The sequence below is a fragment of the Streptomyces sp. NPDC006261 genome, assembly GCF_040613515.1.
Lineage (GTDB): Bacteria > Actinomycetota > Actinomycetes > Streptomycetales > Streptomycetaceae > Streptomyces.
In genome coordinates this window covers 37699-64446 of record NZ_JBEXSI010000042.1, presented here as the reverse complement: position 1 = coordinate 64446, position 26748 = coordinate 37699, and the positions used below count along the sequence as shown (strand labels likewise).

Annotated in this window: 24 protein-coding genes and 2 pseudogenes; 16 read left to right on the top strand and 10 right to left on the bottom strand. The window is 69.5% G+C overall.

Features of this window, described 5'->3' with window-relative positions:
* The first annotated feature begins 245 nt into the window (after positions 1-245).
* The 5 genes from ABZ154_RS25170 (at position 246) to ABZ154_RS25150 (ending at position 5314) form a co-directional block, all read left to right on the top strand.
* Positions 246-578 carry a hypothetical protein gene (locus tag ABZ154_RS25170; protein WP_093688477.1) on the top strand — a complete coding sequence of 111 codons (333 nt, stop codon included), beginning with the start codon at positions 246-248 and terminating at the stop codon, positions 576-578.
* Between the two features lie 65 nt (positions 579-643).
* Positions 644-955 carry a pore-forming ESAT-6 family protein gene (locus ABZ154_RS25165; protein WP_161263707.1) on the top strand — a complete coding sequence of 104 codons (312 nt, stop codon included), beginning with the start codon at positions 644-646 and terminating at the stop codon, positions 953-955.
* A gap of 86 nt (positions 956-1041) precedes the next feature.
* Positions 1042-1467 (top strand): DUF6507 family protein, encoded by a 426-nt coding sequence (locus ABZ154_RS25160; RefSeq protein ID WP_356836161.1) that lies wholly within the window; start codon positions 1042-1044, stop codon positions 1465-1467.
* Positions 1464-4454: a hypothetical protein gene (locus tag ABZ154_RS25155; protein ID WP_356836159.1), complete on the top strand. Its 2991-nt coding sequence runs from the start codon at positions 1464-1466 to the stop codon at positions 4452-4454. The genes ABZ154_RS25160 and ABZ154_RS25155 overlap by 4 nt, the downstream gene beginning before the upstream one ends.
* Positions 4455-4567: 113 nt before the next feature.
* A complete protein-coding gene (locus ABZ154_RS25150; protein ID WP_356836157.1) occupies positions 4568-5314 on the top strand; it encodes an immunity 49 family protein in 747 nt (248 codons plus the stop codon).
* 24 nt (positions 5315-5338) lie between these two features.
* Here ABZ154_RS25150 and ABZ154_RS25145 read toward each other — a convergent pair whose 3' ends face one another.
* From ABZ154_RS25145 to ABZ154_RS25135, 3 genes are all read right to left on the bottom strand, one after another.
* Positions 5339-6217, bottom strand: a complete 879-nt coding sequence (locus ABZ154_RS25145; protein ID WP_356836155.1) for an Imm49 family immunity protein — start codon at positions 6215-6217, stop codon at positions 5339-5341.
* A 489-nt stretch (positions 6218-6706) separates the two neighbouring features.
* Entirely contained in the window at positions 6707-6871 is a 165-nt protein-coding gene (locus ABZ154_RS25140) for a hypothetical protein (RefSeq protein ID WP_356836153.1), read from the bottom strand.
* 375 nt (positions 6872-7246) lie between these two features.
* Complete coding sequence (locus tag ABZ154_RS25135) at positions 7247-7831, bottom strand: hypothetical protein (protein WP_356836151.1); 585 nt, start codon at positions 7829-7831, stop codon at positions 7247-7249.
* Positions 7832-8064: 233 nt separating this feature from the next.
* On the opposite strand from ABZ154_RS25135, the gene ABZ154_RS25130 reads away from it, so the two are divergent.
* Together ABZ154_RS25130 and ABZ154_RS25125 are read left to right on the top strand one after the other, a co-directional pair.
* Complete coding sequence (locus ABZ154_RS25130) at positions 8065-8526, top strand: hypothetical protein (RefSeq protein WP_356836149.1); 462 nt, start codon at positions 8065-8067, stop codon at positions 8524-8526.
* A 93-nt stretch (positions 8527-8619) separates the two neighbouring features.
* Positions 8620-9413: pseudogene (locus ABZ154_RS25125) on the top strand (GNAT family N-acetyltransferase); the annotation flags it as partial.
* Between the two features lie 24 nt (positions 9414-9437).
* Here ABZ154_RS25125 and ABZ154_RS25120 read toward each other — a convergent pair.
* Positions 9438-10481: a VanZ family protein gene (locus ABZ154_RS25120; protein WP_356836147.1), complete on the bottom strand. Its 1044-nt coding sequence runs from the start codon at positions 10479-10481 to the stop codon at positions 9438-9440.
* 235 nt (positions 10482-10716) lie between these two features.
* On the opposite strand from ABZ154_RS25120, the gene ABZ154_RS25115 reads away from it, so the two are divergent.
* Positions 10717-10932, top strand: a complete 216-nt coding sequence (locus tag ABZ154_RS25115) for a DUF397 domain-containing protein (protein ID WP_356836145.1) — start codon at positions 10717-10719, stop codon at positions 10930-10932.
* A gap of 199 nt (positions 10933-11131) precedes the next feature.
* Here the strand turns inward: ABZ154_RS25115 and ABZ154_RS25110 are convergent, their stop codons facing one another.
* Positions 11132-11485 (bottom strand): PRC-barrel domain-containing protein, encoded by a 354-nt coding sequence (locus ABZ154_RS25110; RefSeq protein ID WP_356836143.1) that lies wholly within the window; start codon positions 11483-11485, stop codon positions 11132-11134.
* A gap of 361 nt (positions 11486-11846) precedes the next feature.
* Here ABZ154_RS25110 and ABZ154_RS25105 point away from each other — a divergent pair, with 361 nt between their 5' ends.
* Entirely contained in the window at positions 11847-12389 is a 543-nt protein-coding gene (locus ABZ154_RS25105) for a MarR family transcriptional regulator (RefSeq protein ID WP_356836167.1), read from the top strand.
* Positions 12390-12425: 36 nt separating this feature from the next.
* Here the strand turns inward: ABZ154_RS25105 and ABZ154_RS25100 are convergent, their stop codons facing one another.
* A complete protein-coding gene (locus ABZ154_RS25100; protein WP_356836141.1) occupies positions 12426-12767 on the bottom strand; it encodes a DUF5713 family protein in 342 nt (113 codons plus the stop codon).
* Between the two features lie 223 nt (positions 12768-12990).
* On the opposite strand from ABZ154_RS25100, the gene ABZ154_RS25095 reads away from it, so the two are divergent.
* From ABZ154_RS25095 to ABZ154_RS25085, 3 genes are read left to right on the top strand one after another with little or no spacing between them, the layout of a single operon-like run.
* Positions 12991-14148, top strand: a complete 1158-nt coding sequence (locus ABZ154_RS25095; protein ID WP_356836139.1) for an acyl-CoA dehydrogenase family protein — start codon at positions 12991-12993, stop codon at positions 14146-14148.
* Positions 14149-14194: 46 nt separating this feature from the next.
* The gene (locus tag ABZ154_RS25090; RefSeq protein ID WP_356836137.1) at positions 14195-15082 is read left to right on the top strand and encodes an acyl-CoA thioesterase II; all 888 of its coding nucleotides are present in this window, start codon (positions 14195-14197) and stop codon (positions 15080-15082) included.
* Positions 15083-15120: 38 nt separating this feature from the next.
* A complete protein-coding gene (locus ABZ154_RS25085; RefSeq protein WP_356836135.1) occupies positions 15121-16098 on the top strand; it encodes a cation diffusion facilitator family transporter in 978 nt (325 codons plus the stop codon).
* 63 nt (positions 16099-16161) lie between these two features.
* Here ABZ154_RS25085 and ABZ154_RS25080 read toward each other — a convergent pair whose 3' ends face one another.
* Positions 16162-16977, bottom strand: coding sequence for a phosphatase (locus ABZ154_RS25080; protein WP_356836133.1), 816 nt, complete (start codon positions 16975-16977; stop codon positions 16162-16164).
* Positions 16978-17270: 293 nt separating this feature from the next.
* On the opposite strand from ABZ154_RS25080, the gene ABZ154_RS25075 reads away from it, so the two are divergent.
* Positions 17271-18980, top strand: a complete 1710-nt coding sequence (locus tag ABZ154_RS25075) for a cellulose synthase catalytic subunit (protein ID WP_356836131.1) — start codon at positions 17271-17273, stop codon at positions 18978-18980.
* Between the two features lie 30 nt (positions 18981-19010).
* The gene (locus ABZ154_RS25070) at positions 19011-22079 is read left to right on the top strand and encodes an SGNH hydrolase domain-containing protein (protein WP_356836129.1); all 3069 of its coding nucleotides are present in this window, start codon (positions 19011-19013) and stop codon (positions 22077-22079) included.
* Here ABZ154_RS25070 and ABZ154_RS25065 read toward each other — a convergent pair.
* From ABZ154_RS25065 to ABZ154_RS25055, 3 genes and pseudogenes are all read right to left on the bottom strand, one after another.
* A pseudogene (locus ABZ154_RS25065) lies at positions 22045-22149 on the bottom strand (TetR/AcrR family transcriptional regulator); the annotation flags it as partial. The gene ABZ154_RS25070 and the pseudogene ABZ154_RS25065 sit on opposite strands and share 35 nt — an antisense overlap.
* A gap of 572 nt (positions 22150-22721) precedes the next feature.
* The gene (locus ABZ154_RS25060) at positions 22722-22970 is read right to left on the bottom strand and encodes a hypothetical protein (protein ID WP_356836169.1); all 249 of its coding nucleotides are present in this window, start codon (positions 22968-22970) and stop codon (positions 22722-22724) included.
* Complete coding sequence (locus tag ABZ154_RS25055; protein ID WP_356836165.1) at positions 22852-23529, bottom strand: alpha/beta hydrolase; 678 nt, start codon at positions 23527-23529, stop codon at positions 22852-22854. The genes ABZ154_RS25060 and ABZ154_RS25055 overlap by 119 nt, the downstream gene beginning before the upstream one ends.
* A 194-nt stretch (positions 23530-23723) precedes the next feature.
* On the opposite strand from ABZ154_RS25055, the gene ABZ154_RS25050 reads away from it, so the two are divergent.
* On the top strand, positions 23724-26093 hold the full coding sequence (locus ABZ154_RS25050) for an ATP-binding protein (RefSeq protein ID WP_356836127.1): 2370 nt from the start codon (positions 23724-23726) through the stop codon (positions 26091-26093).
* The gene (locus ABZ154_RS25045) at positions 26090-26746 is read left to right on the top strand and encodes a response regulator transcription factor (protein WP_356836125.1); all 657 of its coding nucleotides are present in this window, start codon (positions 26090-26092) and stop codon (positions 26744-26746) included. Before ABZ154_RS25050 ends, ABZ154_RS25045 begins: the two co-directional genes overlap by 4 nt.
* Positions 26747-26748: the final 2 nt, after the last annotated feature.

Below are 26748 nucleotides of genomic sequence, written 5' to 3'. Positions count from 1 at the left end.
CCTGCACAACCTCACCCTCGCCGGATAGTCCAACGACCGCACAGCAACCGACCCTGCCCGGGCGGCTCATAGATCATTTGCGGGACAGCCCTTAGGAGAGGGCCTAGGGGTGCCCTGCCGATGCCCGATGTCATGGCTTGGTCACAACGGCAATCTGTCCGATCGCAGATTGCAGCCGTGACGCGAGAGTTGATAGACATGAATCCGAACACTCATGCGTTCGTTCGAGGTGCTGGGGGAAGACGATGAAGTTCGACATGGGGGCCTCGGTCCTTTCGACGCTGATCTCGCATTCGCAGGGCGCGAGTACGGACCTGGGGACGCTGATCCGCCAGCTCATCGCGGCGGCCGAGCCGCTGGAGGGCAAGTTCAACGGAGCGGGGAAGGTCGCCTTCGACGACTTCAAGAACCGCTCCGACGAGATCACCGCCGCACTCAACGCCTCGCTGTCCGGGATCCTGGGCGGCCAGTCCGGGATGGACGCGGCGTTCGGTTCGGGTGACCAGGAGCAGGGCGAGAACGCGAAGACGCAGATGGCATCGGCCAATTTCGACGCGGCGCGCTTCGGCGGCCGTTGAGTGCCTGCGCACAGGGTTCTCGGTTATTTCGGTATTTCGGTTCTCACCACGGGGAGTGATGGTTGATGGCTGGCAGCACGGACCGGCGTTCGTACGACACGGGCGCCTCGACAGAGGTCCAGGGCAACATCCAGCTGGTGATCGCCCAGCTGGAGCAGGTGATCACGGCGCGGGACACGCAGGTGAAGGCGGCGATGAACGACTTCGCGGCCGACGGCGTGGCGGATGAGTACCACGGCAAGGAACTGCGGTGGAACGCGACCTCGCAGGAGGTCAAGAACATCATCCAGCTGCTGCGTACGACGCTGGAGAAGAACGACGGCACCGCTTCGCAGACACTGGCGCGCGCGAAGGCCGCGGTCGACGGCATCGGCTGACCCAGGGGCCGGTGTGAGCCGGTGACGGGTGGTCCGGGGTCTGGCCAAGGGGCCAGGAAGTCAGGAAGTACGGGGGTGGGGCGCCGGTGGTGGCGTGGGATATCAGACCGCAGGGCGTGCAAGGTCAGTTGAAGATCGTCGGTACGCATGCCGGTGATCTGGAGAAGGCGCTCAGCGCGTTCATGACGGACCTCTCGGAGGCGGCGCAGGCGGCGGGGACGGCGGTGCCGGGCACCGCGGCGAGTACGCCGCTGCACGGCCCGGTGGCACCGGGACAGGCGCCGCTGTCGCAGGCGGCGATGGGACCGGTGGCGGCCGCTCTGGGGCAGTACGCGCAGGCGCGGCAAGCCCAGTTGAAGTCGATGGCGGAGCGGATCCAGGCGGCTGTGCTCGGGGCTGCGACAGCGACCAACGAGTACGTCGAGGGTGACCTCGACACGGCCAAGCAGGCGCAGGACGCGGCGAAGTCGGTCCGTCTGGACCTTCTCAAGGACATGGGGGCCGGCAAGTGAGCGACGACCAACCGGTCAACCTGGAGGGCATACCGGTCTTCACCGGGAATCTCGCGCTGCTCGACACCAAGGTGACGTCACTGACCAAGGACGGGGAGAAGATCTCCTCGGCCGCAGCCGACATCCACAGCAGCTTCGGTGGCCTGCAGGCCTTCTACAAGGCGCCGGAGGCCGACCAGCTGTTCGCGACGACGAAGCCGGTCGCCGACCGCGGGGCCTCGCTCAAGTCGGACCTGGCCACCATCACCAGCGCCCTGAGCACCTACTCGGACGACGCCCACCCCCTGGTGGAGAAGCTGAAGCGGCTCAAGCGGGACGCGGGCGCCTTCCTCGTCAAGGTGAACGCGGACGACAAGTGGCGGGAGGACGGCGACCTGGTCGAGGAGAACAACAACCGCCGCGCCGAGATCGCCGAGACCTGGGCCGCGTTCCAGGCGGTCGAACGCGCCTGCCACAACAAGATCATCTCCTTGGTGCCGGACGGCAAGCAGCTCAAGGTGGACGACGGCTCCGGCAGCAAGGGCATGTACGGCTACGACGCCGAGGCCCTGAAGCACGCCAAGGGCCTGCCGTGGGGCGACCCGGTGAAGGAGTCGACGCGCTGGTACCAGGTGTGGGAGCACGCGTGGGACTTCGGCAAGGGCGTCGTCGTCGACGGTGTCTGGGGCACGATCAAGGGCCTGGGCACCCTGGTCGGCACCGACGGCTGGGAGTCCATGAAGCAGGCCTGGACGGGCCTGGCCAAGCTGACCACGGGCGTCATCATCTCCACCACCCCGCTGGCAGCCGCGTTCTGGCTGACGCCCGAGGACAAGCTCCCCTCGTGGCTGCGGGACTCGCGCACCGCGATGAAGGAGACCGGCAAGGCGCTGCTGGCCTGGGACCAGTGGAGCGAGAACCCCGCACGCGCGGCGGGCGCGGTCACCTTCAACGTGGTGACCACCGTCTTCACCGGCGGCACCGGCGGCGCTGTCGCGGGCGGCGGCAAGGCGGCCCTCGCGGCGAAGGCCCTCTCCTTCGCCGGCAAGGCGGGCCGGGTCATCGACCCGATGACGTACCTCTTCAAGGGCGCGGGCGCGGGCCTGACGAAGATCAGCGATGTGATGGCCGGCCTCAAGGGCATGGGCAACATCGAGATCCCCACCCTTCCGCCAGGCTCGATCACGCTCCCGGACGGCGGGTTCAAGCTGGCCGACGGCACTCTGCACCTGCCTGAGGGCGCGGCGGTCCCGGACGGCGCGTTCGAAGTCCCGAAGGGCGCGGTCAAGCTTCCCGACGGCATGGACATCCCCGCCGGAGCGGTCGACCTCGGCGACGGCGTGGTCCGCCTCCCCGAAGGCATGACCCCGCCCGCGGGCTCCCTGCCGATCCCGGAGGGCACCCTCAAACTCCCGGAGGGCACCACCGCCCTTCCCGAAGGCACCGTCCGAGGCACCGACAAGGACGGCAACATCGTCCACCTCGACCGCGAGGGCAACATCCTCAAGGAGGACGGCACCCTCAAGCAACACCACTCCGCCGCCCCCGACGGCAACCCGGCCGACGGCGCCCCCGTCAGGACCGACGCGGACACCCCGCTGCCCCGCACCCCCGCCGAGGAATCGGTCCTGGTCGGCGCGGGCGCCCGCACCGGCGGCGGTGACAGCATCCGCCTGGGCTCGGACTTCGGCGACCCGGGACGGCTCGGCGACGACGCGGCCCGTACGAGCGACAAGGCGACGACTCCAGACAGGACCCCGGGCGGCACCGCGAACAACCTTCCGGGCGGCTCGGCCCCGGACAACCTGCCGACCAACAGCCTGGACAACGGCACCCCGGGCGGCACCCCGCGCGGCGGCCCGGGCGACCACCTTCCCGCGAACCATCTCGACGGAGGCGGCCCCACGGGCACAGGAAGCCGCGACATACCCGGCGGATCAGCCGCCGACAGCGGGATACCCAGTGGCAGCGCCGACAATGGCGGTGTTCCCGGCCCCCGGAACCCTGACAGTGCCGGCCTCGGCGGGGTCGACGATGCGGCCCGTGGCAGCGACGGTGCTCCTACGCCGCCGGGCGCGGCACACCAGCCCGTACCGCGCCCCACCTTCATGCTTGACGGCCCCAACCCGTACGGGAGGCCCGGTTCCCTGACCCTGGAGCAGATCGAGGAAATTCAGGTGTACAGGGCGAACGAAGAGCCGGGCTACTTCGACCGTTACTACCGAAGTGACGGGACTCGCAAGCGAGTCGAGGTCCATGACGCAAGTGGATACGCGCCGCCTCAACTCGCCCGCCTGTCGGAAGGCACCCCATGGATCCGCGCCAAGGACGCACCAGCTCCTCCCCCGCCCCACTTCCTGGATGAGAAATACGTCTCTGTGAGCGCGGACACCGTGAAGAGCCGGGAACGGCTGAGAATCCTTGATGTGGCGGCGCGTAAGCGCCACGCCTCCATCCTGTGGGACAATCTTGCGGAAAAACTGAAGACTGCCGCCGGGAAGGACAGACAAATTCACGGCGACCTCGAGTCGATGAAACTTCTGGACGAAACCACACAGGCCTACAAGGAATCACACACCCAGATGCGTGACGCCTCCGAGGAGTTCGGCGAGAAGGTGGCAGAACATCATTTTGTCGCCGAGCGTTATCCTGACTTCGAAAAGCAGCATCTACTCGGCCCCAAGAACGGGAACGATCAGTTCGACCAGGTTTGGCTGCACGACGACGGGCGCGTCGTCGTCATCGAGGCGAAGAGCAGCCCGACGACAGACATGGGCAGCCGCGCACTCCCCGGAGGAAAGCGAGTCTCCCAAGGTAGCAGGGAATACTTCCTTGATATTCTCCAGAAGATGGAAAGCCGTGGGGAGACAGACTTGGTGGACGCCCTGGAAAATGCCCTCGAAATGGGCAAACTGGACTACGTGGTCGTCAAGGGAGGAAAGAACTCGACAGAGTACACTGGCTATCTGTATCGGCGTTTCGACATTAGCAAGGGGACTCTTCCGTGAATGAGGTCATCACCCGACATGATCTATCGCCCGGGCCCGGTGCCGAGCAGTTCGCGGAACGGTTGAGTGAGCGCGTCGCCCGACGCATCGATAAACTCGAAGGCTCCGCGGAAATGATTGATTACGCGTTCAGCACTGCCAACTTGGCCATGCGGGCCCATTGTGTGGCCGACCCCCGGGCGGCAGCGGTGGAGACATGGGAGTCGACAGTCAATTCGATGCAACTGGGGTCGGCGATCTTCGCCCTGCTCGGTTCGTCCGGGGGAGCCGTCGAATGCCGGATCAACCGAAAGTTGCGGTCCATCCCGGCGAACGGACCGATGTCCTCTGCTGACGCCGGCACGTGGCTCTCCGCCTTCTGGCTGGCCGTCATCTGCCGTGACCAGGACCGAATGACGCAGCTCAGCGAAATCCCCCTGGAGCGGCTGCGCTCACCGGAAGGTTCCTACGACGAGTACATCTACCACTGGGTGGACACCCTCCAGAGCTGGTGGCTACGGCGCCCGGACCTCGCGGACAAACTCATCGCCACCATCGAAGCCTCCGACCCCACCGTGGCACGCATCGCACCACAAGACCTCCTCCAGGCCGTGCTCTACCCGCCGATCAACCTCTTCTACCACTACATCCGCAACGACCGCGACGGGTTCACCCCCGCCCTCGCGGACGCCCTGAAACTCCACAAGACGTACTGGACCTTGAACGAGGACCGCGCCAAGGACATCGACGGCAGCATCGCCCTGGGCCCCCTCGCCATCACCTGCCTCGCCTACGACGCCGAATTCCCCCTCGCCATCGAGTCCGACTACCTCCCCAAGCACCTGCTCCAGCGCACCTGGATCGGCGAATTCCCCACCTGATCGTCCGCAGACAGGTTCACCCGACTACCCCCGCCCCTCCGGCCGTTCGCTCAGGACTGCTCCGGAAGCAAGATCAGCTATCACGTCAGCACGGCTCACGGCTCCGGGCACCAAACCCGACAACTCCGGAGCCACGAAACCGGTGACCAACGCATACGGCAGGTAGTCGGTGTCGACCGCTGGCAGCCAGCCCTCACGGCGACAGGCAAGAGCAGCCAGGGCGAGCGGAAGAAGTGGCAGCAGCGAGCCGGGCTGCCCAACTCCCTGCGAGGTCTCCCGGTGCCGGAGCAGCAGCGTCGTCAAGGCCTCCTCGAAGCGTGCCCGGTCACCGGCGGCCAGGGCACGTACGGCAAGGAGCGCGGTGAAGTCTCCACGGACCGGCCGACTCTGCCCGGTTTCGTCAGCTGAGGCGTGGACACGAGCCAAAGCGGCATCAATTGCGGCGAGCTTCTGTTCGGTCGAGGGCGGGTAGTCCGCGTCGTCATCCCCCAGATCACCGAGAACGTACGCCATCAGACCGTTGATGAGCTCCGCGGTGGCACAGCCCGTCCGGTCGGCCTGCGGTGAATGTCGAGTAAAGCGCAAGGCTTCGCGGTGCCGTTCAGTACTTCCGGCGAGGACCATCAGGCAGAAGGCACCGAGCCATTCGTCCGCACCGATGCGCGCCGGCTCACCGGAGCCCCCGGCTTCGTAACTCATCCCGAAGTTCACGTAGTGCAGAAAAACACTGAAGGACTCATACGGGTGGTAGGCGGCGTACGACACGGCGCCCGCGGCGGCCTCGGCCGCGTTGTCCAGGACGAACTTCGCTTCCGGAGTTTCCAGTCCTGGATATTTCACCGACAACGCACCCAGGTACCTGAGGAATTCCTCGGACAGCTCCCACCATTCGCGGTTCGTCATCCGATCTGCCCTGGACATGGTCCGCACCCGCGCACCGATGTGGCGCGGAAAGTCCGCACGGGCCTCGGCTACCGCAGCCTCCCCAACCCTGTGGCGCTCCACTCGCACGATGCCGCTCCCATTTTCGTGTACCCGCATTCACATCACCTCGGACCATTCATCGTCCCACTTCTTGGTACAGGGGGGCCGTCTCCTCCCGTAGAGGGCCATGACCGTGGCGTCCTGCTCGGCCTCACGTCGTCCGGGGCGTTCGGACCGACAGCGATCGTCGCCAGGTTCGGCAGGATCTGGTCGTTCCCGCCAGCCCGCGCCGTGCCTGCACCGTTTCAGGCAGACAGGCACTCGATCGCCACACGGCAGGCACGAGGGACGCTGTCGCCGGAACGGCTGACCAGGACCTGGCCGACCACTCATCTCAGTCCGTACGACATCGGGCACAATAAAATCGACCGTGCACCGATCATCGAGATCCGGGGTGACCGCGTTGTCTCACGGCCGGCTGGGCGAGGACGTAGCAAGGAGGGACCGGCGGCCCGCTCCCTCGGCCTGAGCCCGGCCCACCAGCTCATCGATCAGCCGGTCGTCCACAGACTTCGGCGGCGCCGTCTCAGACGGCTCGACGGGCTCGGCCTCGGTCACGTTGTTGCTGGTCATCGATGCATCTTCCATGATCGGGAGTCACACCGAACGTTTTACAGTCCCGTATCTGATGCCCGAGGAAGATGCGACCGGACTCAGAGCCTTGGCACAGCAGGTTCACGACCGTCTGTAAGAAGCGGCCCACTCGCTCGCGTGGATGTCCTACCCGCACCCCGTGTCCACATTGCTGGAGAAGCAGAGCACCGGCTTCTCACCACTCCGTGCCACGCGACGCCGTAGGCGCGGTACCGTTCGACAACGGCAGCGATAGCGCCGATGGCATCGTTTCCGACGTCGCGCCCTGGATACCATCCGGCTTCGCTGAGCCACGCGTCCACTTCAGCGGCTGTTGAAAGCGTAGGCACGGTCATCCTCACCACCTTCCGGCTCTTATCGCATGCGGCCGAGCAGCCGAGGCCGCCGGCCCTCTGCTGAAGTGTGGCCGAGGAGAACCGCCTGCTCCCTCTTCAGCCGCGTGAACCGGTCCCGGGTGTACGCCATCAACTCCCCGGCGGGGAAGGGTATGACCGACAGGTGCTCCTCGTAGCGGCCCTGTGCCCACCGTGCAGCGGTGATCTCGTAACCGGAAACGTGGGCGCAGAGCTGGAGCAGGGCCGGTGGCATCTCCTGCTCGATGAGGAGATCCGCCTTGGTGACCACCACGTCGCGCATCGCCTGGATGTTGGGGATGAAGACCGTGCCGGCCCACGTGCGCCACTCGGCGAGCTCCTGCTCCGTGGGGGGTACGTCGTGGTCGAAAGGATCGCGGCCGTCGGGTCGGGCGTGCCTCGCGGAAAAGGTGTCGTAGGTCCTGCTGTTGGCCTCCATCAGCGCGAACAAGGGTCCATAGAAGTCGCTCAACTGAAGGTTGACGCGCGCCAGACGAGCTTGCCGCTGCGCCAGTCGCACACCGTTGAGGTACGTCGCCAGGTAGCCGACGAGTGCCAGAGCGACGGTCACGATCAGAGTCGTCATGGCAGACGATGCTAAGTGGAGCTCCACTCCCGGCGACGTCTCCTGGTCGAGGTGGAAGCCACCGCGGTCATCGAGTGGTTCGGTTTCCTCACCTGCGACGCCATGGTGAGGTGCCCGGTCAAGAGCCCTCCGCCGGTGTGATGAGATCTTCCCTGTTTCCTCCTCCCCTTCGCTAACGGGAAGAGGGACCGGCCGAGCACCATACGGAGCAAGAGAGACGGGGAACAGAAGCCATGCGGAAGACGGTTACGGGGATAGCTCTGGCAGCCGCGGCGGCGATGCTGCTCACAGGTTGCGGAAGCGGCGACGGGGCGAAGGGCGGCGGGAGCGCGGCCGACCGTGTGGGCGACAAGGCTCCTTCGTCGCAGGGCGCTTCACCGGAGGCGGACCCGGAGAAAGGGGCGCACGAGGTGACGCTGGAAGTCGGGGGCTCGGGCAAGGTCGCGGTCATGTACAACGCGGCCAGCAGCGGATTCGAGGAGCAGTCGCTCCCCTGGACGCTGACGGAGACCGTCGAACTCACCGCCGCCGAACAGCGCGTGGGATACCTCGTGACGGCCGTGCCGGGCACGATCACCGCTGCCGACGGCTCATTGCAGCAAGCTCCCTGCGTCATCAAGGTCGACGGCAAGAAGGTTGCGGACAACAACGCCGGGAAGGACCCCAAGGGTTGCAAGTTCACCATCAAGGGGTAGCCGGGGGCCACAACAGGAGTCAGAGCCGGAGCTGGAGCCGTGGCCGGAGAATACGTTCGCCCCACCGTCACCGGGCTCACTAACCTGCCGCCCATGACCTCGCTCGCGCGCCACCACCTGTCCCCCGCCGAAACCGGTCCGGCACTGCGTGCACTGGGCGAGTGGACGTCGGCCGCCGCCCCCGGCGGTGGCCTCCACCCCGGGGACGTGGGCTGGCTCCTGCGGTTCCACGACGCGGCAGTCCTCCTCTGGACGGACGGTGGAATGCCGGTGGCGGTCGGCTTCCTGGACGGCCCCGTGCTGCGCGTCACGCAGCGCCCGGCGCCGATCGCGGGGCGCTCGCGGCCGATGCCGAGGAGGTGCTCGTATCCGGCGACGACTGGTCCGACGGTCTGGCCATACCTGGGTGGGAGCCTGATCAGCAGGAGTCCTGGCTCGTCCTGTCGTGGGTCCCGCAGCCGGTTTCGAGCCGTGCCGAGCCGGTCGGTGTGGCCATGACGTCCGACCGGGTGCTGGTGCATCGGGCCGCCTTCGCGGGATCCACCTTCACGGTCGAGCGGCACCGCACGATGATGCGGTCACCGGCGGGCGGGCTGGCGGTGGAGACCCTTGTCCGCACGCCTGCCGGGGAGCCCGCAGCCGCCGCGACCGGATGGTTCGCCGGCGAGGGCAGGTGCGGGCTGCTCGAACCGGTCGGCACCCATCCGGACCATCGTGGGCACGGCTACGGGCGCGATGCCGTGCTGGGCGCTTGCGCGGCACTCGTCCACCGGGGCGCGAGTGCGGTCGCCGTCGCGACACCGGCCGCGAACGAGGCCGCGGTGGCGCTCTATCGATCGGCCGGGTTCACCGTCGTGAGCGAGAACCGGGACTGGGTTCGCCCTCGACGAGAGGGGTCCCTGCACAGCGGGTCACGGCACCTCAGAGTTCCGGGCCAGGAGGATCTCCGCAGGGTCATGGATGCTGCCGTCCGTGGCGTCGACGGCCGCCTCCAGGGAACCCGTCGACGTCGTGGCCACGAGCAGCCAGTCCACCCGCCATTCGCCGTCCCGGAACTGGGCCGAGAGTGTCGGGTCCGGCTTCTCCTCGATGGCGTCGGCCCTCTCCGGGAAGCTCTTCGCGAAGGTCTTCCACGCCTCGCCCTCCGTCACGCGCACGGGTGGGAGTTGGGGGTCGGCGACCTTGCGTTCGGTCAGCTCGCTCACACGTCCCTCCTCGTCGATGCGCACGTCGAACCGGTGAGGGAGCACGACCTCTCTTTCGTACCTGCGCCAGCTCACGAGCCACCCGGGCAGTCCGCCGTCGTCGGGGCGCGCGACCTTGACCTTCGCGTTCCTGGTCCCCCAGGGAGCGAACCGGTCCGCATACGCCCGGGCGATCAGCACCGCGTCCTTGTCGCCGACGGGGCGCTCCGCGGCCCCGGCACCGGCAGCGGCGCCAGGTACGGAGAACGCTTCGATCGGCTCGTCGGTGGCCGACATGACCTGGACGGTGAAGTCCCACTGGTCCGGCCAGCTCAGTTCGGCCATGCCGTTCCCGAAGTAGGCGGTCACGGTGGCCGCGTCGTCGAAACCGGTCGTCGTGACGGAGTAGTCGGTGACCCGGTACGCGCCCCCGAAGGCGCCCCGGAGCCGCTGGTCGATGGCGGCCTTCTGCGCTGATGTGGCCGGGGACGCCACCGTGTGGTTCATGACGACGAGATCGACGGAGGCATACAGAACGGTCCCCATCAGGGCCGTCGCGATCCCCGTGGCGATGAGTCCCTTCCTCGCCGTCCCACGCGGCAGAGGGGTGCACCGCAGGAACACGATGACCAGCGCGGCGAGCGCCGTACCGACAAGGCCGCCCGCCCCGTTGGCCACGACGTCGCTCGTGTCGCACGCCCTGCCGATCGGGGCCAGGGCCTGTGTCGTCTCGATCGCGGCCGGAAGGAGCAGACTCAAGTAGGCCACCACCCGGCCGCCGCGTGGCCAGCACACCCAGCAGGCCGAGCGGGACCAGCAGGCAGAAGTTCCACTGCCCCTGCGTATGCCGGAACGGCTCGAATATGTCCCGGTTCACCGTGCATATCGCGGAGCCGCCCCCGTCTCCCGTACTCCGCATCGTCAGCGCCAGTGTGGCTGCCGTACAGGCTCCCCACAGACCCGTCTTTGGCATTCATGAAGGCGAAGGCGAAGGGCTACAGAGAACATGGCTAAGCAGACCACCCCTACTACGTCGTCGCTCCACCGATGGCGCAAGTCGACCTACAGTGGCAGCGACTCGAACAGCTGCCTCGAAGTGCAGGACCACCACCCCACCGCAGTCCCCGTTCGCGACTCCAAGAACCCAAGCGGGCCCACGCTCCTCATCCCCGCCCCCGGATGGTCCGCCTTCGTCACCGCCGTTCGCGACGGGTCCCTGTAGGTTCCGGGGCTCGCCCCGGCCCCGCCCCGCGTCCTACCGCAGCCGGTCGGTCTCGTTCATCAGCTCGTCCAGCGCACCCCGCGCGAGCGGGACGAAGCGCATGCGGCACGTCCCGTGACCCGCCCGGACCCGCGCACGCGGGCGGGGCGGGACGCGCACCATGGCGTCCCGCCCCGCCCGTCCTCCGCCTGCCGTCGGATCAGACGCGACGGTGGCGGCCGTAGTACTCACCGGTCGTGCGGTGGAAGTCCGCGTCGCCTACGTGCTTGTCCTTGTCGAACTCCGGGGCGTCCTTGATCTGGTCCTTCGTGAGGTCGATGTAGACCTTCTGGTCCTCGGTGTCGATCCGGCTCACCGTGCCCGCCGGGAGCAGGACGTGCTTGCCGAAGATCCATACGCCGGTGTCCACCACCAGGTATGAGGACGTGACGTCGTCGGAGTGCTTGTCGACCTTGCCGATGCTGCCGTCGGTCGCCTCGACCTTGTAACCGATCAGGTCGGCGCCAACGGTGTGGCCGACGGTCGGCTGGTAGCCCCACAGGTTCTCAGACATGAATAGACTCCTTCGATCGCACCTGAATGAATTTGGTTCAGCGGCCCGCGCACCCTGTAAGAAGGTGGGCTTTCCGCCGTGCTCACTTCCTGAGCAACCGCTGACAGCCTCGTGCCCGGCACCTCCGGCACCATGTCTGCGAAATCGTGCGTTTTCCGATCCGTTTCGCGGGAATGCGATGCACCCACGCCGCCCCCCGCGCGGCCCATGAGCAACCATGGGTTTCGGAACGGCTGGGGCGTCAACGCTATGGAGGACTTGCCCGCACGCGCGGACAGGGCCGCAGCTCGACCGAGGGTGTTCCAGCATGGGCGTAGAGCGATCCGGCCCTGATCAGAGGCTGCGCGATGTGGCGCGGGCGATGCGAGGCGTCATCGAGCTGCTGGAGCTCTACTGGACGCGGGTTCCCGACGGGTTCTCGCCCGTCACCGTGTCCGCGCCGCAGCTTCGGGTCATGTACGTGATCGAACGCCGGGAGGGCATCAATCTGCGGCAGCTGGGTGCGGAGCTGGAGGCCGCACCGTCGTCGGTGAGTCGGCTGTGCGACCGGCTGGAGGCCATCGGCTTCGTACGGCGGTCTGCCAGCACGGCCAGCCGGCGCGAGGTCGAGCTGCGGCTGACCGCGCAGGGGCGGGCGCACGTCGACCGACTGCGGGCCCGGCGGGAGGAGCGGCTGGCGGCCGCTCTGGCGCGTACCTCACCGGCCTCGCGGGCCCGGCTGATGGAGGCCGTGGAGACCCTCCGCGCCGCGCTCACCGTCGTACGGGCGGAACCGCCGGACACCGGGACGGGACGGCCGCCCGGCGGCAGGGCGGGGCTGCCACCGGACACCGGCATGGGGCGGCCGCCGAGCTCCGGAACGAAGCGGCCACCGTATGACGGGTCGGAGCGGCGTACGGGGTGACCAGCGCGGTGGCGTGCGGCGGGGCGGCGAGGCCCCTCACCACTCGCGGGCCGCGATCAGTTCCTCCCCGTCCGCGTCCTCGAAGCCGTACGCCTGCGCGATGAACGAGAACGCCTCGCCTATCTCGTCGCGCGCCACCGTCTCGATCTCGCTGCCCGCCGCCTCGAACTCCGCCTCCAGGGCGTTGAACTCCTCCGTCGCCCCCTCGGTCAGCCGGTACAGCGCCGCCAGGTCCGCCGGCCGCTCCGCCTCGATCCGCTCGCACAGGCGCAGCAGCACCGCCCGGCCCCGGTCCAGGACGGGGTCCGGGTAGTAGTCGTCCTCGTACAGCGGGAGCAGAAACGGGTGCTCCGCCACCTGCCGGTTCGTGATCGTCACGATGGCCCTCCCCTTGCCGGTGCGCTCTCATCGATCCTGCACCACGCCACTGACAACGCCCCCGGCACAGCCGCGCTCCCGCGTGCTCAGCATCACCCTGGACAGCTCCGTGACCGACCGGTAACTTCGAGGGGGAATGAGCAAGCGCTTAGCCATGCACGGTGAGCGAGTGCCCAGCCGACGAACAGCCGACGAACACTTCAGCCGATCAAGGAGGCACCCCGTGCGCCGTACGGTATTCAACGAGGACCACGAGGCGTTCCGGGAGACCATCCGCGCCTTCATCGCCGCCGAGGTCGTGCCGGTGTACGACGAGTGGTTCGCCGCGGGTCAGGTGCCGCGCGAGTTCTACCTGAAGCTGGGCGAGCTGGGCATCTTCGGCATCGAGGTCGACGAGGAGTACGGCGGCGCGGGCATCGACTCGCACAAGTACGAGGCCGTCATCTACGAGGAGACCGCCCGTGCGGGTGTCTCCTTCGGCGGCTCCGGCGTGCACACGCTGCTCGGCCTCCCGTACGTCAAGATGCTCGCCACCGACGAGCAGAAGAAGCGCTGGCTGCCGAAGTTCGCGACCGGCGAGGAGATGTGGGCGCTGGCGATGACCGAGCCGGGCACCGGCTCCGACGTCGCGGGCATGAAGACCACCGCCAAGCTCTCCGAGGACGGCACGCACTACGTCCTCAACGGCGCCAAGACCTTCATCACCGGTGGCGTCCACGCCGACCGCGTGATCGTCTGCGCCCGTACCGCCGCCCCGCGCGAGGACGACCGCCGCTTCGGCATCTCCCTCTTCGCCGTCGACACCAAGTCCGCGGGCTACTCGGTCGGCCGCAAGCTCGACAAGCTCGGCCTCAAGACCTCCGACACCGCCGAGCTGGCGTTCGTCGACGTCAAGGTTCCGGCCGAGGATCTCCTGGGCGAGGAGAACAAGGGCTTCGGCTACCTCGGCACCAACCTGGCCTCCGAGCGCTGGGGCATCGCGTTCGGTGCGTACGCGCAGGCCGCGGCCGCCGTCCGGTTCGCCAAGGAGTACGTGCAGGAGCGCACGGTCTTCGGCAAGACCGTCGCCTCCTTCCAGAACACCAAGTTCGAGCTGGCCGCCTGCCAGGCCGAGGTGGACGCGGCCCAGGCCGTCGCCGACCGCGCGCTGGAGGCCCTGGACGCCGGTGAGCTGACGGCGGCCGAGGCCGCCTCCGCCAAGCTGTTCTGCACCGAGGTCGCGCACCGCGTGATCGACCGCTGCCTCCAGCTGCACGGCGGGTACGGCTTCATGAACGAGTACCCGATCGCCCGCCTCTACGCCGACAACCGCGTCAACCGCATCTACGGCGGCACCAGCGAGGTCATGAAGTCGATCATCGCGAAGTCCATGGGTCTGTAGACGACGCGCGCCCTTCTGCAAGAGCTGTAAGGACTACGTTCTCTCCATGAGCGCAGCACTCGATTCCCTGCTCGATCTGCTCGACCTGGAGCAGATCGAGCGGGACATCTTCCGGGGCATGAGCCGCAGCGCGGTCGTGCCCCGGGTGTTCGGCGGGCAGGTCGCGGCCCAGGCGCTGGTCGCCGCGGGCCGGACCGTCCCCGCCGAGCGGGCCGCCCACTCCCTGCACGCGTACTTCCTGCGCGCCGGGGACCCGGGCGCGCCCATCGTCTACAGCGTCGACCGCATCCGCGACGGGAAGTCCTTCACCACCCGCCGGGTCGTCGCCGTGCAGCACGGGCAGCCGATCTTCCACCTCTCCGCCTCCTTCCAGAGCCACGAGGACGGGCTGGAGCACCAGGCCGACATGCCCGCCTCCTCCGATCCGGAGACGCTGCCCACGGCCGCCGAGATGCTGCCCCGGTACGCGGACCGCTTCAGCGACCCGGGGGTGGTGGACCGGCTGATCGAGGCGCGGGCCGCCGTCGACCTGCGGTATGTGGACGCGCCGCCGTTCGGCACGGTGGGCGAGGCTCGTGAGCCGCGCTCGCAGGTCTGGTTCCGGACCAACGGCAAGCTCGCGGACGACCCGCTCCTGCACGTCTGCATGGCCACGTACGTCTCCGACATGACGCTGCTGGACTCGGTGCTCCTGGCCCACGGGCGGGGCGGCTGGGCGGTCGGGGACGTGGTCGGGGCCAGCCTGGACCACGCGATGTGGTTCCACCGGCCGTTCCGGGCGGACGAGTGGCTGCTGTACGACCAGGAGTCGCCGTCGGCCTCCGGCGGGCGGGGCCTGGGCCAGGCCCGTATCTACACCGCCGACGGGCGCCTCGCGATCACCGTCATCCAGGAGGGTGTCGTCCGGGTTCCGCGTGGACCGGCGGCGGGATGAGCCCCGCCTGAGGTGCCATTTCGGACATACTCCCCACCATGAGTGACGCGAAAGCCAAGAGCGAAGCCGGCGGCGGAGAGTCCACCTTCACGGTGATCGTGGCGGCCCTCGCCAATCTCGGCATCGCCGTGGCGAAAGCCGTCGCCGGGCTGATCAGCGGGTCGAGCGCGATGCTCTCCGAGGCGGCCCACTCGGTCGCGGACACCGTCACCGAGGTCATGCTCCTCACCGCGCTCAAGCGGAGCGGGAAGCCGGCCGACGAGGACCATCCCCTCGGTTACGGCCCCGAACGGTACATCTGGGCCATGCTCGCCTCCATCGCCACCTTCGTCGGTGGTGCGGTCTTCTCGATCTACGACGGGGTGCACACCCTGATCGCGGGCGAGGAGCTGGGCAACCCCCTCGTCTCGTACGTCGTCCTCGGCGTCGCCTTCCTGCTGGAGAGCTACTCGCTGCGCACCGGCGTCAAACAGGTGCGGCGCGAGGCGTCGCGGCTGCGGGTGCCGGACACGTACTACCTCCGCCACACCCCCGACACCGCCGTGAAGGCCGTCGTCATGGAGGACTCGGCCGCCCTGATCGGGCTGCTGCTGGCGGCGGGCGGGCTGCTCGGCGGGCAGCTGACGGGGTCCGGGGCCTGGGACGGGATCGCCTCCTGCCTGATCGGCCTGCTGCTCGTGTACGTGGCCTGGGTGCTCGGCCGGTCCAACGCGCAGCTGCTCATCGGACGGCCGCTGCCCCCGGCGGTGCGGGCAGGGGTGCGCGAGGAGCTGACGTCGGTCCCGCACATCGTCGACGTACTGGACCTGACCACGCTCATCCAGGGGCCGTCCGAGTTCATGATCGCCGCGAAGGTCGACTTCCGGGACATGGCCACCGCCGAGGAGGTCGAGTGGGCCTGCGAGGAGGCGGAGGCGCAGCTGCGGGAGCGGTTTCCGTCGGTCCGGCGGGTGTATCTGGACCCGACGCCGGGGCGCGGGCAGCGGCTGCGGGAGCGGCAGCAGCCCGGCTCCTGACGCTCCTGAAGCCGTCACGCCCCGGACGCGCTCCTTCCGTGGCCTGCTGCGCGCGCGGCGGTCCTACACGGCGGGCTCCTGTGCGGCCTGGGGCTCGTCCTCCAGCAGACCCGCCGCGTGCAGCAGGTAGTCCGTCATCGGGTCGTAGAAGCGCGGGTCGGTGACGTGGTCGTCCAGGGGGACGGTGACCTGGAGGGTGCCCTCCGCCTCGCCGAGGAAGAGCGCCGGGTCGTTGCAGTCCGCGTAACCGATCGCGTCCAGCCCGCGCCGGCCGGCGCAGCCCGCCCAGCCGTGGTCCGCGACGACGAGGTCGGGCAGCGGGCGGCCCAGGTGTGCCATGGCGTCCAGGATGGCCGCCATCGGGGCCGGGGAGTGGGTGTGCCAGAGTGTGGCCCCGCGCTCCAGCACCGCGACATCGGCGAACTGGAAGACCATGCCCTCGTCCGCCATCAGCCCCGACGGGATGCGGACGATCTCGCAGCCCGCCCGGCGCAGCGCGTCCGCCGTCTGCCGGTGCACGTCCAGCAGGCCGCCGGGGTGGCCGGTGGCGAAGAGGACCCGCTCGCGGCCGTCCGCGGCCTTGCGCAGGCGGGCCGCCATCCGCTCCAGGGCGTCGACCGTCAGTTCGGGGTCGATGGTGTCCTGGCCGGTCCGGTGCGCGGGGTCGTCGTTCACTCCGCAGCGCTCGGCCATCACCGCGAGCACATCCTGCTCGTCGGTCCAGCGGTCGCCGAGCTCCAGGCCCAGCCAGTAGTGGCGGTCACCGTTGGCGAGCTTGCGGTAGTGGGAGAGGTTGTTGTCACGAGGGGTGGCGACGTCCCCCGCGATACGCGAACGGACGAGGTGGTCGACGAGGGCGGCGCGGCTGGGTATCGGCATGCACCCATTGTGCCGCCCGGGGTGCGGGGCGTGCCCGGTGTCCCGTACGCCGGACGGATCCTCCCTGGGCCCGTAAGTCTTCCGGGACTGTTCACCCCCGCGTGATCTGGCCCTTCCCCGGCTCGACGGGTGCGGTCGGTCGAATGGAAACACCCAGAGGTCTGGACCAATTGAGTCACGCCAATCCGCTGTCTCATTTCCGCCCGAGGCCGCGTTCTCACGTAAGTGGTCTATACCTTTGGCACTAGGGTGGGCCACCTGAAACGGGTACATACACAGCCGTGGGGGGCTTTATGACCGTGCATCACCTTCCGCAACCACCATCCGACGACGAGCTCTACTGGTACTTCGGGCCGCAGCGCCGCTGGGTCCTGGTGAGCAGTTCGCTCGCCTTCGTCTTCACCGCGGCCACCATGTTCGCCTTCGCGCTGCGGACCCCGGCCCTCTGGGCGTTCCTCGCGATCCTCGGGCTCAACGTCGTGGCACTGGGCCTCTCCTCGGTCAACAGCCTGCGCCAGCGCCGGTTGACCCGGCCGTCGCACGAGGTCCTCGTCCACGCCTGGCAGCCCGCCGAACTGCCCACCGTGGACCTGTACCTGCCGACCTGCGGCGAACCTCTCCCCGTCCTCGACAACGCCTACCGCGCCGTCGCCGCCGTGGACTGGCCCGGCGCGCTGACCGTCTGGGTCCTGGACGACGGCGACCGGCCCGAGGTCGCGGCGCTGGCCGCCCGTTACGGCTACACGTACGTCGTCCGGCCCGACCGGGGACACCTGAAGAAGGCGGGCAACCTCAACCACGCGCTCACGCTCAGCAGTTCGGCATTCATCGCGATCCTGGACGCGGACTTCGCGCCCCGCCCGGACTTCCTGCGCCACCTCGTGCCGTATCTCGCCGACCCCGCCGTCGGCATCGTGCAGAGCCCCCAGTGCTTCGACACCGACGGGTCGATGGAGTGGATCCAGCGCGCCGCCGGTGCGGCCCAGGAGTGGTTCTTCCGCTGGATCCAGCCCTCCCGGGACGCCAGCGACGCCGCGATCTGCTGCGGCTCCAACGCCGTCTACCGGCGCAGCGCGATCGACCTGGCGGGCGGCTTCGCGCGGCTCGACCACAGCGAGGACCTGTACACCGGGCTCGCCCTGCACGAGCAGGGGTTCCGCACCCAGTACGTCCCCGTCCTGGTCGCCAAGGGCACCTCGCCCGACGAGGTCACCTCCTTCGTCAACCAGCAGTACCGGTGGGCGATGGGCAACCTCCACCTCCTGGGAGCGCCCGTACTGAAGCGGATGCGCGCGCCCTGTCGGATGCGGCTCTGCTTCTACGAGGGCGTCGTCGGGTACCTGACGACGGCCGTGAACACCTTCGCCGCACCGCTGCCGCCGCTGGTGATGATGTTCTGGTACCCGGACCACATCCGGCCCTGGCACGTGCTGCCGCTGCTCGCCCCGCTCTGGCTCTGGCACGTGCTGCTGCCCCGGATCAGCCGCACCCGCTGGCGGGTGGAGGTGATCCGGGCCAACGTCCTCACCAGCGTGGCCGCCGCGACCGCGTTCTGGCACACCCTGCGGGGCCGCAGCGCCGCCTGGGTGCCGGCGGGGGTGCGCAGCAGGGGGAGCTCGGGCTCGATGGCCCGTCGGGTGGTGGGCGTCTCGCTGGTCTGGCTCGTCCTGTCCAACGGAGCGGCGGCGGCCGGGATCGCGCTGGCCGTCGCCCGTAACGGCTGGGAGCCCAACTGGGGTCTCCTCCTCTACCTGTTGGTGCAGCTCCAGATCAACGTGCCGCTGATACGCGATCTGCTGGCCGAGCTGCGACCGGCGGCGCGGGACGAGGAAGTCCCGACGTCGCGTCGGGCAGGGGCGGAAGCGTTCCTGGTGAGCCTCCGCTCCCCCGCCGCCATGCTGCCCCGCCGCTGGCCCGAGACCCTCGCCGCCTCCGCCGTCCTCCTGCTCACCGGTCTCCTCGCCTCGGGGTGGGTCAATCCGATGCTCCCCTGGTCGAGCTGAGCCGAGCCGAGCTGAAAGGCCTTTGCCGTCATGCCCTTCCTCCTCGCTCCCGGCCCCCGCCGCAAGCGTTCCGCACCAGCGTCCACGCCACCGCCCGCGCCGCCCGCCCGTCACTCCGGCGGCGAGTCCGGGCCCAGCCCGCACCGGTCCACGTTCCGGCCCGACATCGAAGGGCTGCGCGCGGTCGCCGTCCTCGCGGTCCTCGCCTTCCACGCCGAGATCCCGGGCCTGGCGGGCGGGTTCGTCGGGGTGGACGTCTTCTTCGTCATCTCCGGCTACCTGATCACCGGACTGCTGGCCCGCGAGGCCATCAGCACCGGCCGGATCCGGCTCGGCGACTTCTTCTCCCGGCGGGCGCGGCGGCTGCTGCCCTCGGCCGCCGTCGTGCTCGCGGCGGTCGCGGTGGCCGGCGCCTGGCTGACCGTACCGCTGCGCCGCACCGACCTGGAGTACGACGTCCTCGCGGCGGCCCTCTCCCTGGCCAACTGGCGGTTCGTCTCCCAGCGGACCGACTACCTCGCCGCCGGGCACGACCAAAGCCCGCTGCTGCACTTCTGGTCGCTCGCCGTCGAGGAGCAGTTCTACCTGTTCTGGGCCCCGCTCCTCGCGGTGGCCGTGCTCTGCGCCGCGCGCGCGGTCCGCCGGGGGCGCGCCGTGCGGTCCGTGGTGGCGCTCGTCACCGGGGCGCTGGTCCTCGGCTCGTTCGCGCTTTCCCTGCACTGGACGGAGCACTCGGTCTCGCTCGCGTACCTCGGAACGCCTTCGCGTGTCTGGCAGTTCGGCGTGGGCGCGCTGCTCGCGCTGCTGCCCTGGCACCTGCTGCGCGGGCCGCGTCCGCTGCGGCTGCTGTGCGGCCGGGGCGGGGCGGCGGCGATCGGCTGGTGCGTGGTGGCGTACGACGCCTCGACGCCGTACCCCGGATACGCGGCGCTCGTGCCGACCCTGGCCACCGCCGCCGTGATCCTCGCCGCGATCCCCGGGCGGGGCGAGCGCAACGTCCAGGGCGCGTACGGGGTCGGTCGGCTGCTGGCGGGGCGGGCACCCCGGGCGGTCGGGCGGCTCTCCTACAACCTCTACCTATGGCACTGGCCGGTGCTCGTCCTCGCGGAGGCCCGTCTCGGCGCGCTCGGCTGGCCCGCGAGGACGGCGCTCACGCTGGCGGCCGTCCTGCCCGCGCTCGCCACGATGCGCTGGGTCGAGCAGCCGCTGCGGCGCAGCCGTACGGTCTCCGAACTCCCCCGGCGCGGACTGGCGGTGGGCGTCTGTGCCATCGTGCTGCCGGTCGCGCTCGCCCTGGTGGTGGGCACGGCGACGCTGCACCTGATGGGTCCGGCCACCCCGGTCGACGTCAAGGGCCTGCCGCCGGGCGCCGCCTCCGGGCCCTCGCTGCTCGGGGCCTCCGCCGGGGACGGGCCGGTGGTGCCGAACCCGGCCCAGGCGCGGAAGGACTTCCCGCCGGACCGGGACTGCCAGGTCGCCCCGGAGGTGACCCGCAGCCCGGAGTGCCTGTTCGGCGCGGTGGACAGCCCGGACCGGATCGTACTGCTCGGTGACTCGCACGCGGGCCAGTGGTTCTCCCCGATGCTGGCGCTGGCCTCCCAACGCGGCTGGGCTCTCCAAGAGCTGGTCAAGCAGGGGTGTCCGCTACCGGAGTTGGCGGTGAACAGCCCGCAACTGGGCCGCGCCTACCGGGAGTGCGACACCTGGCGTGCGGATGCCCTGGACCGCCTCCGTACGCAGCCGAAGCCCCGGCTCATCGTGATCGCCTCACTCAACCGGTACACCGCCGACCCCGAACTTCTCGCCGCCGCCTGGGATAAGACCCTCAAGCCGCTGCGGGCGATCGGCGCCCCGATCGTGTACATCGAGGACACGCCCGTCCCCGGGACGGACGTCCCCGCGTGTGTCTCCGGTGTTCCGGACGATGCGGCCGCCTGCGCGTTCCAGCGGGCGGAGGCGGTTCCGGCCGATCCGCTGGCGCGGAGGATCGCCTCGGGGGCCGTGCCCGGCGTACGGTCCATCAGCGTGAACCCGGTCCTCTGCCCCGGCGACGGCCCGACCTGCCCGGCCGTACGGGACCGCGTCCTGCTCTACCGGGACGACGCCCACCTCACCAACGCGGCTGCCGTCGTGCTGACCCCGAGGTTGGAGCGGCTGCTGACGGAGGCGGGGGCGCTGCCCGCCGCCACGGCGCACGCCACGCCGGGGGCCGACGGCTGGACCGAGCTGCTGCGGGACGACTTCGAGGGCGCGGCGGGCAGCCGCCCCTCCCCCGCGAACTGGCAGTACGACCTCGGGACCTGCTACCCCGGCTGCCCGGCCCCGCAGTGGGGCACCGGCGAGATCGAGACCATGACCGACTCGACGGACAACGTCCGCCTGGACGGGAAGGGTGCGCTGGAGATCGTCCCCACCAGGAAGGGCGGCGCCTGGAGTTCCGGGCGGATCGAGACCGTACGTTCCGACTTCGCGCCGCCGCCCGGCGGAGTGCTGCGGATCGAGGCGTCGATCGCGCTGCCGGACGTGACCGGGCCGAAGGCGGCGGGCTACTGGCCCGCGTTCTGGACCCTGGGCGCCTCGCTGCGCGACGGGTACACGGGCTGGCCGGGCGTCGGGGAGCTGGACGTCATGGAGTCCGTCAACGGCCGGGACACCGTCTTCGGCTCGATGCACTGCGGGGTGCTGGACGGCGGGCCGTGCGAGGAGCCGGTGGGGCTGACATCGGGCCCGCAGGCGTGCGCGACCTGCCGTACGGAGTTCCACACGTACGCCGTGGAGGTGGACCGCGGTGTGGGCGAGGTGCGCTGGTATCTCGACGGCCGGGTGTACCACCGCGTGAGCGCCGGGCGGATGGACGCCGCGACCTGGGAGCGGGCGGTGGACCACGGGGTGTTCCTCATCCTGAACGTGGCGATCGGCGGCAGTCTGCCGGTCGCGGACGGCGCGACGGCGGGGCCGGACACCGAGCCGGGGCACCCTATGCGGGTCGATCGGGTCACGGTGAAGGCCAAGGGAGGCGCAGTCGGGGGCGGGGGCTCGGAGCCGGGTCCGGGTCCGGGTCCGGTCAGCGGCTCGGGCCCGGCCAGGGGCTCGGGCTGAGGCCTTCGACGGTGAGGGCGAAGAGGCGGTCGGCCTGGACCGCCGGCTCGGCGTGGTGCTCGGTGGCCAGGGGGGCCGCGGCTGCCAGCGCGGCGCCGCAGGAATGACCGGACGGCGGCCCGAGGAGCGAACAGCTTCGGGCCGGGGCCGAAAGGCGTACGGCACACCGGCCACGCGCGGGTCCCTCCCCCGTTGCCCGGGGACCCGCGCGAGCCGTCGTGCGGGCCGAACGGTCGTACGACGCGGTCGGCCGGGGCCCGGAGCCGCACCGTGGTGCGGCCGTGTCCGGGCTCCGGAAGTATCACCTTTCGTTCGGGGAGGATGCGAACGCTTTTCCGAGTTGATCCCCGCTGAGGAGCCGCCTGTTCAAGCGCGGGGGGAGGCCGGGGCCCACAACGTGACCGCGCGCGACAGCCCGTCGACCGGACCGTACCGGCAACGGCTCATCAGCCGGGCGGAGGCGTCGAGTTGGACCCCGTAGAAGAGAAGCGCGTTCGACGCCCGTGCTCATTGCGGGAGTTGCCAGTGGTGCGGAGTGCTCGCCTTTGCGCTCTGCTCCACTTCGTTGCGGTCTCATCGCTTTGTGCGGTCGCCCCTTGATGGGGCGACCGCACCTTCCGTTGCTCGGCGTCTCAGCGCATATCAGGTGGTGGCGTGCCAGTACACCGCCAGGCGCGCCTGTCCCACAGGGGAGATGCGCTTGTGCCACTTGGTCCACTTCGTGGAGTACTTGATCCTGCCGTTGTGACTTCCGGTGCTGGTGGTGATGAGTTCACCGTGGTTGATTCCGGCGTTGTACTGGACTTCGTGGTCCGCGGTGCCGGCGATGCCCGAGGACTCGGTGACGGTTCCGTCGTCGAACGAGGAGACGGTGGTCCAGTCGGTGCTCATGTTGCCGTTCTTCGTGGTACTCGGCATCTTGCTCGGGAGACCCTTGAGGAAGCTGCTGCCCGGCTTCATGTCCTTGCACTGCCGGGCGCTTCCGCAGAGCGTCACCCTGCTCTTGGTGATCCCGGCGTGCGGCGTGCGGCGTGACGACGTCCTCGATGTAGAGCTTCTTCGGGAACCCCGCGGCGCGCTTATGGGTGTAGTGCAGAGCGGCGCGGACGACGAGGCCGCCCATCGAGTGGGCTACGACGTCGACCTTCTTGTTCTTCTCCGTGTAGTTCTTGGAAACATAGTTCGCGAACTTCTTGGCCACCTCCTTGATGGACGTTTCACGACTGCCGCCGGCGTTGTACGAGCAGTTCTTGTTCTTCGAGTAGTAGCCGAAGGTGAGCAGGTTCCCCTTCCACCCATTGTCCGCGAAGTGCTTGCGCGCGCTGCTGAAGACCTTGGCGCAGTCATGCTTGCCGACCGGGGAGTGCCCGTGAACGAAGATGACCCGATTACCGTTTCCGTTCGACCGTGACGGCTTGGTCGCCGCTCCGGCCGGTGCGATGGTGAGCATGGTGAGGACAGCCGCCAGCGCCGTGGCGAGAAGCAGCGTGAACCGCCTCTGCATTCCCTGCATGAAAGTTCCCCGTTTCCCCGTCTTGAGTGTGGTTCTCGACGGGGACATCAGCCCGGCCATGCCGGGGGGTGTGCCGGTCGTTCGCCCCACATCCGCCTCCGCTCGTTCGCCGGTCAACTAACCTCGGACTCATGCGGCTTCGGGGGCACGAGGGAAACAGCGAGCGCCTGGTGAACCGGACCGTCGAACGGTACGGGGTGTGGCTCAGATCCACCGTGGTCTGCCTGTGCGGTGCGCTGGGCCTCGTCTGGGCGGACGCGGCGGATGTGTCTTGGACCCTGTCGCTGCTGGCGCCGGCTGTCCTCGCCTGCGGTGTGCGTCTCTGGTCGCTGCGCCGTCCGCTCCCCTTCGCTCTGCTCTGGACGCTGGACGCGGCAGTGGTGCTGCTGATGGGGCTGTCTCAGCCGGTCCTCGGCGGTGAGGGCGCGAACGCGATGGTGGAAGTGACCGTCGGCATCAGCGTCATCGCTTTCCAGTTCGAATGGGCGATGCGTCCGGTGGCCGGGGCCGCCTTGGCCTTGCTGGGAGCTGTCGCCTGCGTGCTGGGTGACCTCCTCTCCTCGCCTGCGCACGACCCCGACGTGGCGCCCCTGGTACGCCTGGTGGTCCAGGTCGGCCTGTCGAGGGCGGCCTACCTCATCGTCCGGGCACGGGCCAGGGCGGCTGACCGCTCGGCCGCGGTGCGGGCGGCCTTGCGTCGGGAGGCCGATGTCGCCGCGGCGCGGCGGGCGACCGAGCGCGCCTACCTGGCGACCTTGCACGACACGGCGAGCGCGACACTGCTGATGGTCTCCCAGGGCGACAGCCGGGACTGGTCGTGGCTGCCTCCACGTGCCAGGCAAGACCTGGAGGCACTGTCCGCCATGCCCGGATTCGAGACGGGCAGCGTCGACCTCGCCGCGCTTCTCGACTGTGTGCCCACGGGCGAGGGAAAGGCCGGCGTTCGGCTCACCACGCACATCGAAGGCCCGCTCGCGATCCCGTCCGGCCCGGGGCTCGCGATATTCAACGGCGTCCGAGAGGCCGTCACCAATGTGGCGCACCATGCCGGGGTGCGGGAAGCGGAACTGGGAGCGTGGCGGGAGGGGAACGACGTCGTCGTCGAACTGTCGGACAGGGGACGGGGCTTCGACCCGGAATCCGTCCCCGCGCGGCGCCGGGGCATCTCGGGTTCCATCATCGGCAGGATGCGTGCGGTCGGAGGCACCGCTTCCATCACCTCGCGCCCAGGCACCGGGACCCGCGTGCGGTGGCGCTGGCACGACCGGGACCAGGCGCCACAGGCAGGACGCGGAGTGCGGGCCACGGGAGCACCGTGCCCGCCCCGCCCCCAAGCACAGCACACGGCTGCGATCCGCTTCATCCGCGGACAACTCCTCTACGGGTCCCAGCTGGTCGCGCTGCTGATCTGCCTGGTATGGCAGTTCGCCATCTCGCTGCGCCGACTCCTGGCCCACCAGGACGTGTATCACCCCGCCTGGGCGCAGACGGCAGCCTTCGTCTGCCTGGCAGCCGTCGCGGTGACCGGCGGCGCCTATCTGCTGCGCGGCAGGCGGATACCGCCATGGGTGCGCGGGTGGAGCCTGGGTGCGGTGCTGGCCGTTTCGGCGGTAGGCGCGTACACACTCCCGCCGGGGCAGTCGACAGGTCCGGCGGACTGGGCGTTCGGCGTGGTCGGCTGGCATGCGCTGTTCCTGCTGGCAGACCTGCGGGTCAGAGTGTTCGCGGCATTCCTCGGGGCGCACATAGGGATCAACGCGACCGCTGTGGTCTGGTCCGGTGCACCGACCGCGGCCGAATCGGCCGTCCTGGGGATCGCCACGATAGGCAGCTGTGGCCTCCAGCTCTCCGTCGGCTTCCTGATGACTCATCTGCGCCACGGCACGGCGCCGGCAGCGGGGTCAGCTGCCGCTCGGGAGGAGGAACTGCGCACCCGAGAGCGTATCCAGGAGCACCTGCAGAGTGATCACAAGGAGCGCTACCGCGCGCTGACGGCAACGACCGTGCCGCTGCTGGTGGGCCTCGGCCACGGTGTGCTCAGTCCGTACGACGAGGAGGTCAGGCTGCGCTGCGGCGTGGAGGGCGCCCGCATGCGCCGCCTGTTCGCCGAGGGCGACGCAGTCCTGGACCCGCTGCTGAACGAGTTGCGGGCATGCGTCGAGGTGGCCGAACACCAGGGGGTGACGGTGAGCCTGGCCGTGCGCGGCCGGCCGGGTGAGGTGCCTGTGCAGGTACGCAGGGAGCTGATCGACCCGGTGGCGGTGACCCTGGGCCGCACCCGCACGGCCGCGCGGGTGACTGTCGTGTGGACCCCGCAGAACGTCCGTGTGAGCGTCGTGGGGGTGGACTGCGCCGACGACCGCACCGCGGGAGAGGCTGCTCCTTCGCACGATCGCCCCATGGACGCGAACGTATCCGTGGTAAGAACTAGGCGCGGTGAAAGTATGTGGGCGGAAGCCAGTTGGAGCAGATCGGCGTCATCAGGAGTTGACCTGCCATGAGTAGCGACGCACCGGTCAGCGTGGTCGTCATCGACGATCATCCCGCCATCCTCTCGGGTGTGGAGATGTGGTACAGCGCGTCACCGCGGCTCATCACCGTGGTCGCGGCGGGCGCCTCCGTACGGGAGGCCTGGAACGCCCCGGGCAGTACGGCCGACGTGGTCGTCCTGGATCTGCAACTGGGCGAGCCCGGCTCCGCCTTCAGCAGCCTCCGGAGACTCGTCGACGCCGGGCGGCAGGTGGTCGTCTACTCGATGCGGGATGACGAGAAGACCGCGCTCACCTGCCTGGACCTCGGAGCCGCGACCTTCCTGACCAAGAGCGAGGGCCAGGAGCACCTGGTCGAGGCGACACTGGCAGCAGCCGATCAACGGCCCTACATGCCGCCCGCTCTGGCCGGAGCGCTGGGCACCAACGCCCGCGCCGACCGCCCGCAGCTCTCCGCGCGCGAGGAGAACGTGCTCATCGAGTGGTTCCAGTCGGAGTCGAAGGAGTTGGTGGCGCAGCGTCTCGGTATCTCCGTACGGACGGTCAACTCGTATCTGGACCGGGTGCGGATCAAGTACGCGAACGTCGGCCGCCCCGCGCGGACCAAGGCCAGCCTGGTGGCCCGGGCTGTCCAGGACGGGCTCGTCGACGTGGACGACCTCTGAGG

Coding starts and splice junctions, on each gene's coding strand:
- ABZ154_RS25170 (WP_093688477.1), top strand. CDS start 246: ATGAAGTTCGACATGGGGGCCTCGGTCCTTTCGACGCTGATCTCGCAT.
- ABZ154_RS25165 (WP_161263707.1), top strand. CDS start 644: ATGGCTGGCAGCACGGACCGGCGTTCGTACGACACGGGCGCCTCGACA.
- ABZ154_RS25150 (WP_356836157.1), top strand. CDS start 4,568: ATGATTGATTACGCGTTCAGCACTGCCAACTTGGCCATGCGGGCCCAT.
- ABZ154_RS25145 (WP_356836155.1), bottom strand. CDS start 6,217: ATGACGAACCGCGAATGGTGGGAGCTGTCCGAGGAATTCCTCAGGTAC.
- ABZ154_RS25140 (WP_356836153.1), bottom strand. CDS start 6,871: ATGACCAGCAACAACGTGACCGAGGCCGAGCCCGTCGAGCCGTCTGAG.
- ABZ154_RS25135 (WP_356836151.1), bottom strand. CDS start 7,831: ATGACGACTCTGATCGTGACCGTCGCTCTGGCACTCGTCGGCTACCTG.
- ABZ154_RS25130 (WP_356836149.1), top strand. CDS start 8,065: ATGCGGAAGACGGTTACGGGGATAGCTCTGGCAGCCGCGGCGGCGATG.
- ABZ154_RS25115 (WP_356836145.1), top strand. CDS start 10,717: ATGGCTAAGCAGACCACCCCTACTACGTCGTCGCTCCACCGATGGCGC.
- ABZ154_RS25110 (WP_356836143.1), bottom strand. CDS start 11,485: ATGTCTGAGAACCTGTGGGGCTACCAGCCGACCGTCGGCCACACCGTT.
- ABZ154_RS25105 (WP_356836167.1), top strand. CDS start 11,847: ATGCGAGGCGTCATCGAGCTGCTGGAGCTCTACTGGACGCGGGTTCCC.
- ABZ154_RS25090 (WP_356836137.1), top strand. CDS start 14,195: ATGAGCGCAGCACTCGATTCCCTGCTCGATCTGCTCGACCTGGAGCAG.
- ABZ154_RS25085 (WP_356836135.1), top strand. CDS start 15,121: ATGAGTGACGCGAAAGCCAAGAGCGAAGCCGGCGGCGGAGAGTCCACC.
- ABZ154_RS25080 (WP_356836133.1), bottom strand. CDS start 16,977: ATGCCGATACCCAGCCGCGCCGCCCTCGTCGACCACCTCGTCCGTTCG.
- ABZ154_RS25075 (WP_356836131.1), top strand. CDS start 17,271: ATGACCGTGCATCACCTTCCGCAACCACCATCCGACGACGAGCTCTAC.
- ABZ154_RS25070 (WP_356836129.1), top strand. CDS start 19,011: ATGCCCTTCCTCCTCGCTCCCGGCCCCCGCCGCAAGCGTTCCGCACCA.
- ABZ154_RS25060 (WP_356836169.1), bottom strand. CDS start 22,970: ATGAGCACCGACTGGACCACCGTCTCCTCGTTCGACGACGGAACCGTC.
- ABZ154_RS25055 (WP_356836165.1), bottom strand. CDS start 23,529: ATGCTCACCATCGCACCGGCCGGAGCGGCGACCAAGCCGTCACGGTCG.
- ABZ154_RS25050 (WP_356836127.1), top strand. CDS start 23,724: ATGCGGCTTCGGGGGCACGAGGGAAACAGCGAGCGCCTGGTGAACCGG.
- ABZ154_RS25045 (WP_356836125.1), top strand. CDS start 26,090: ATGAGTAGCGACGCACCGGTCAGCGTGGTCGTCATCGACGATCATCCC.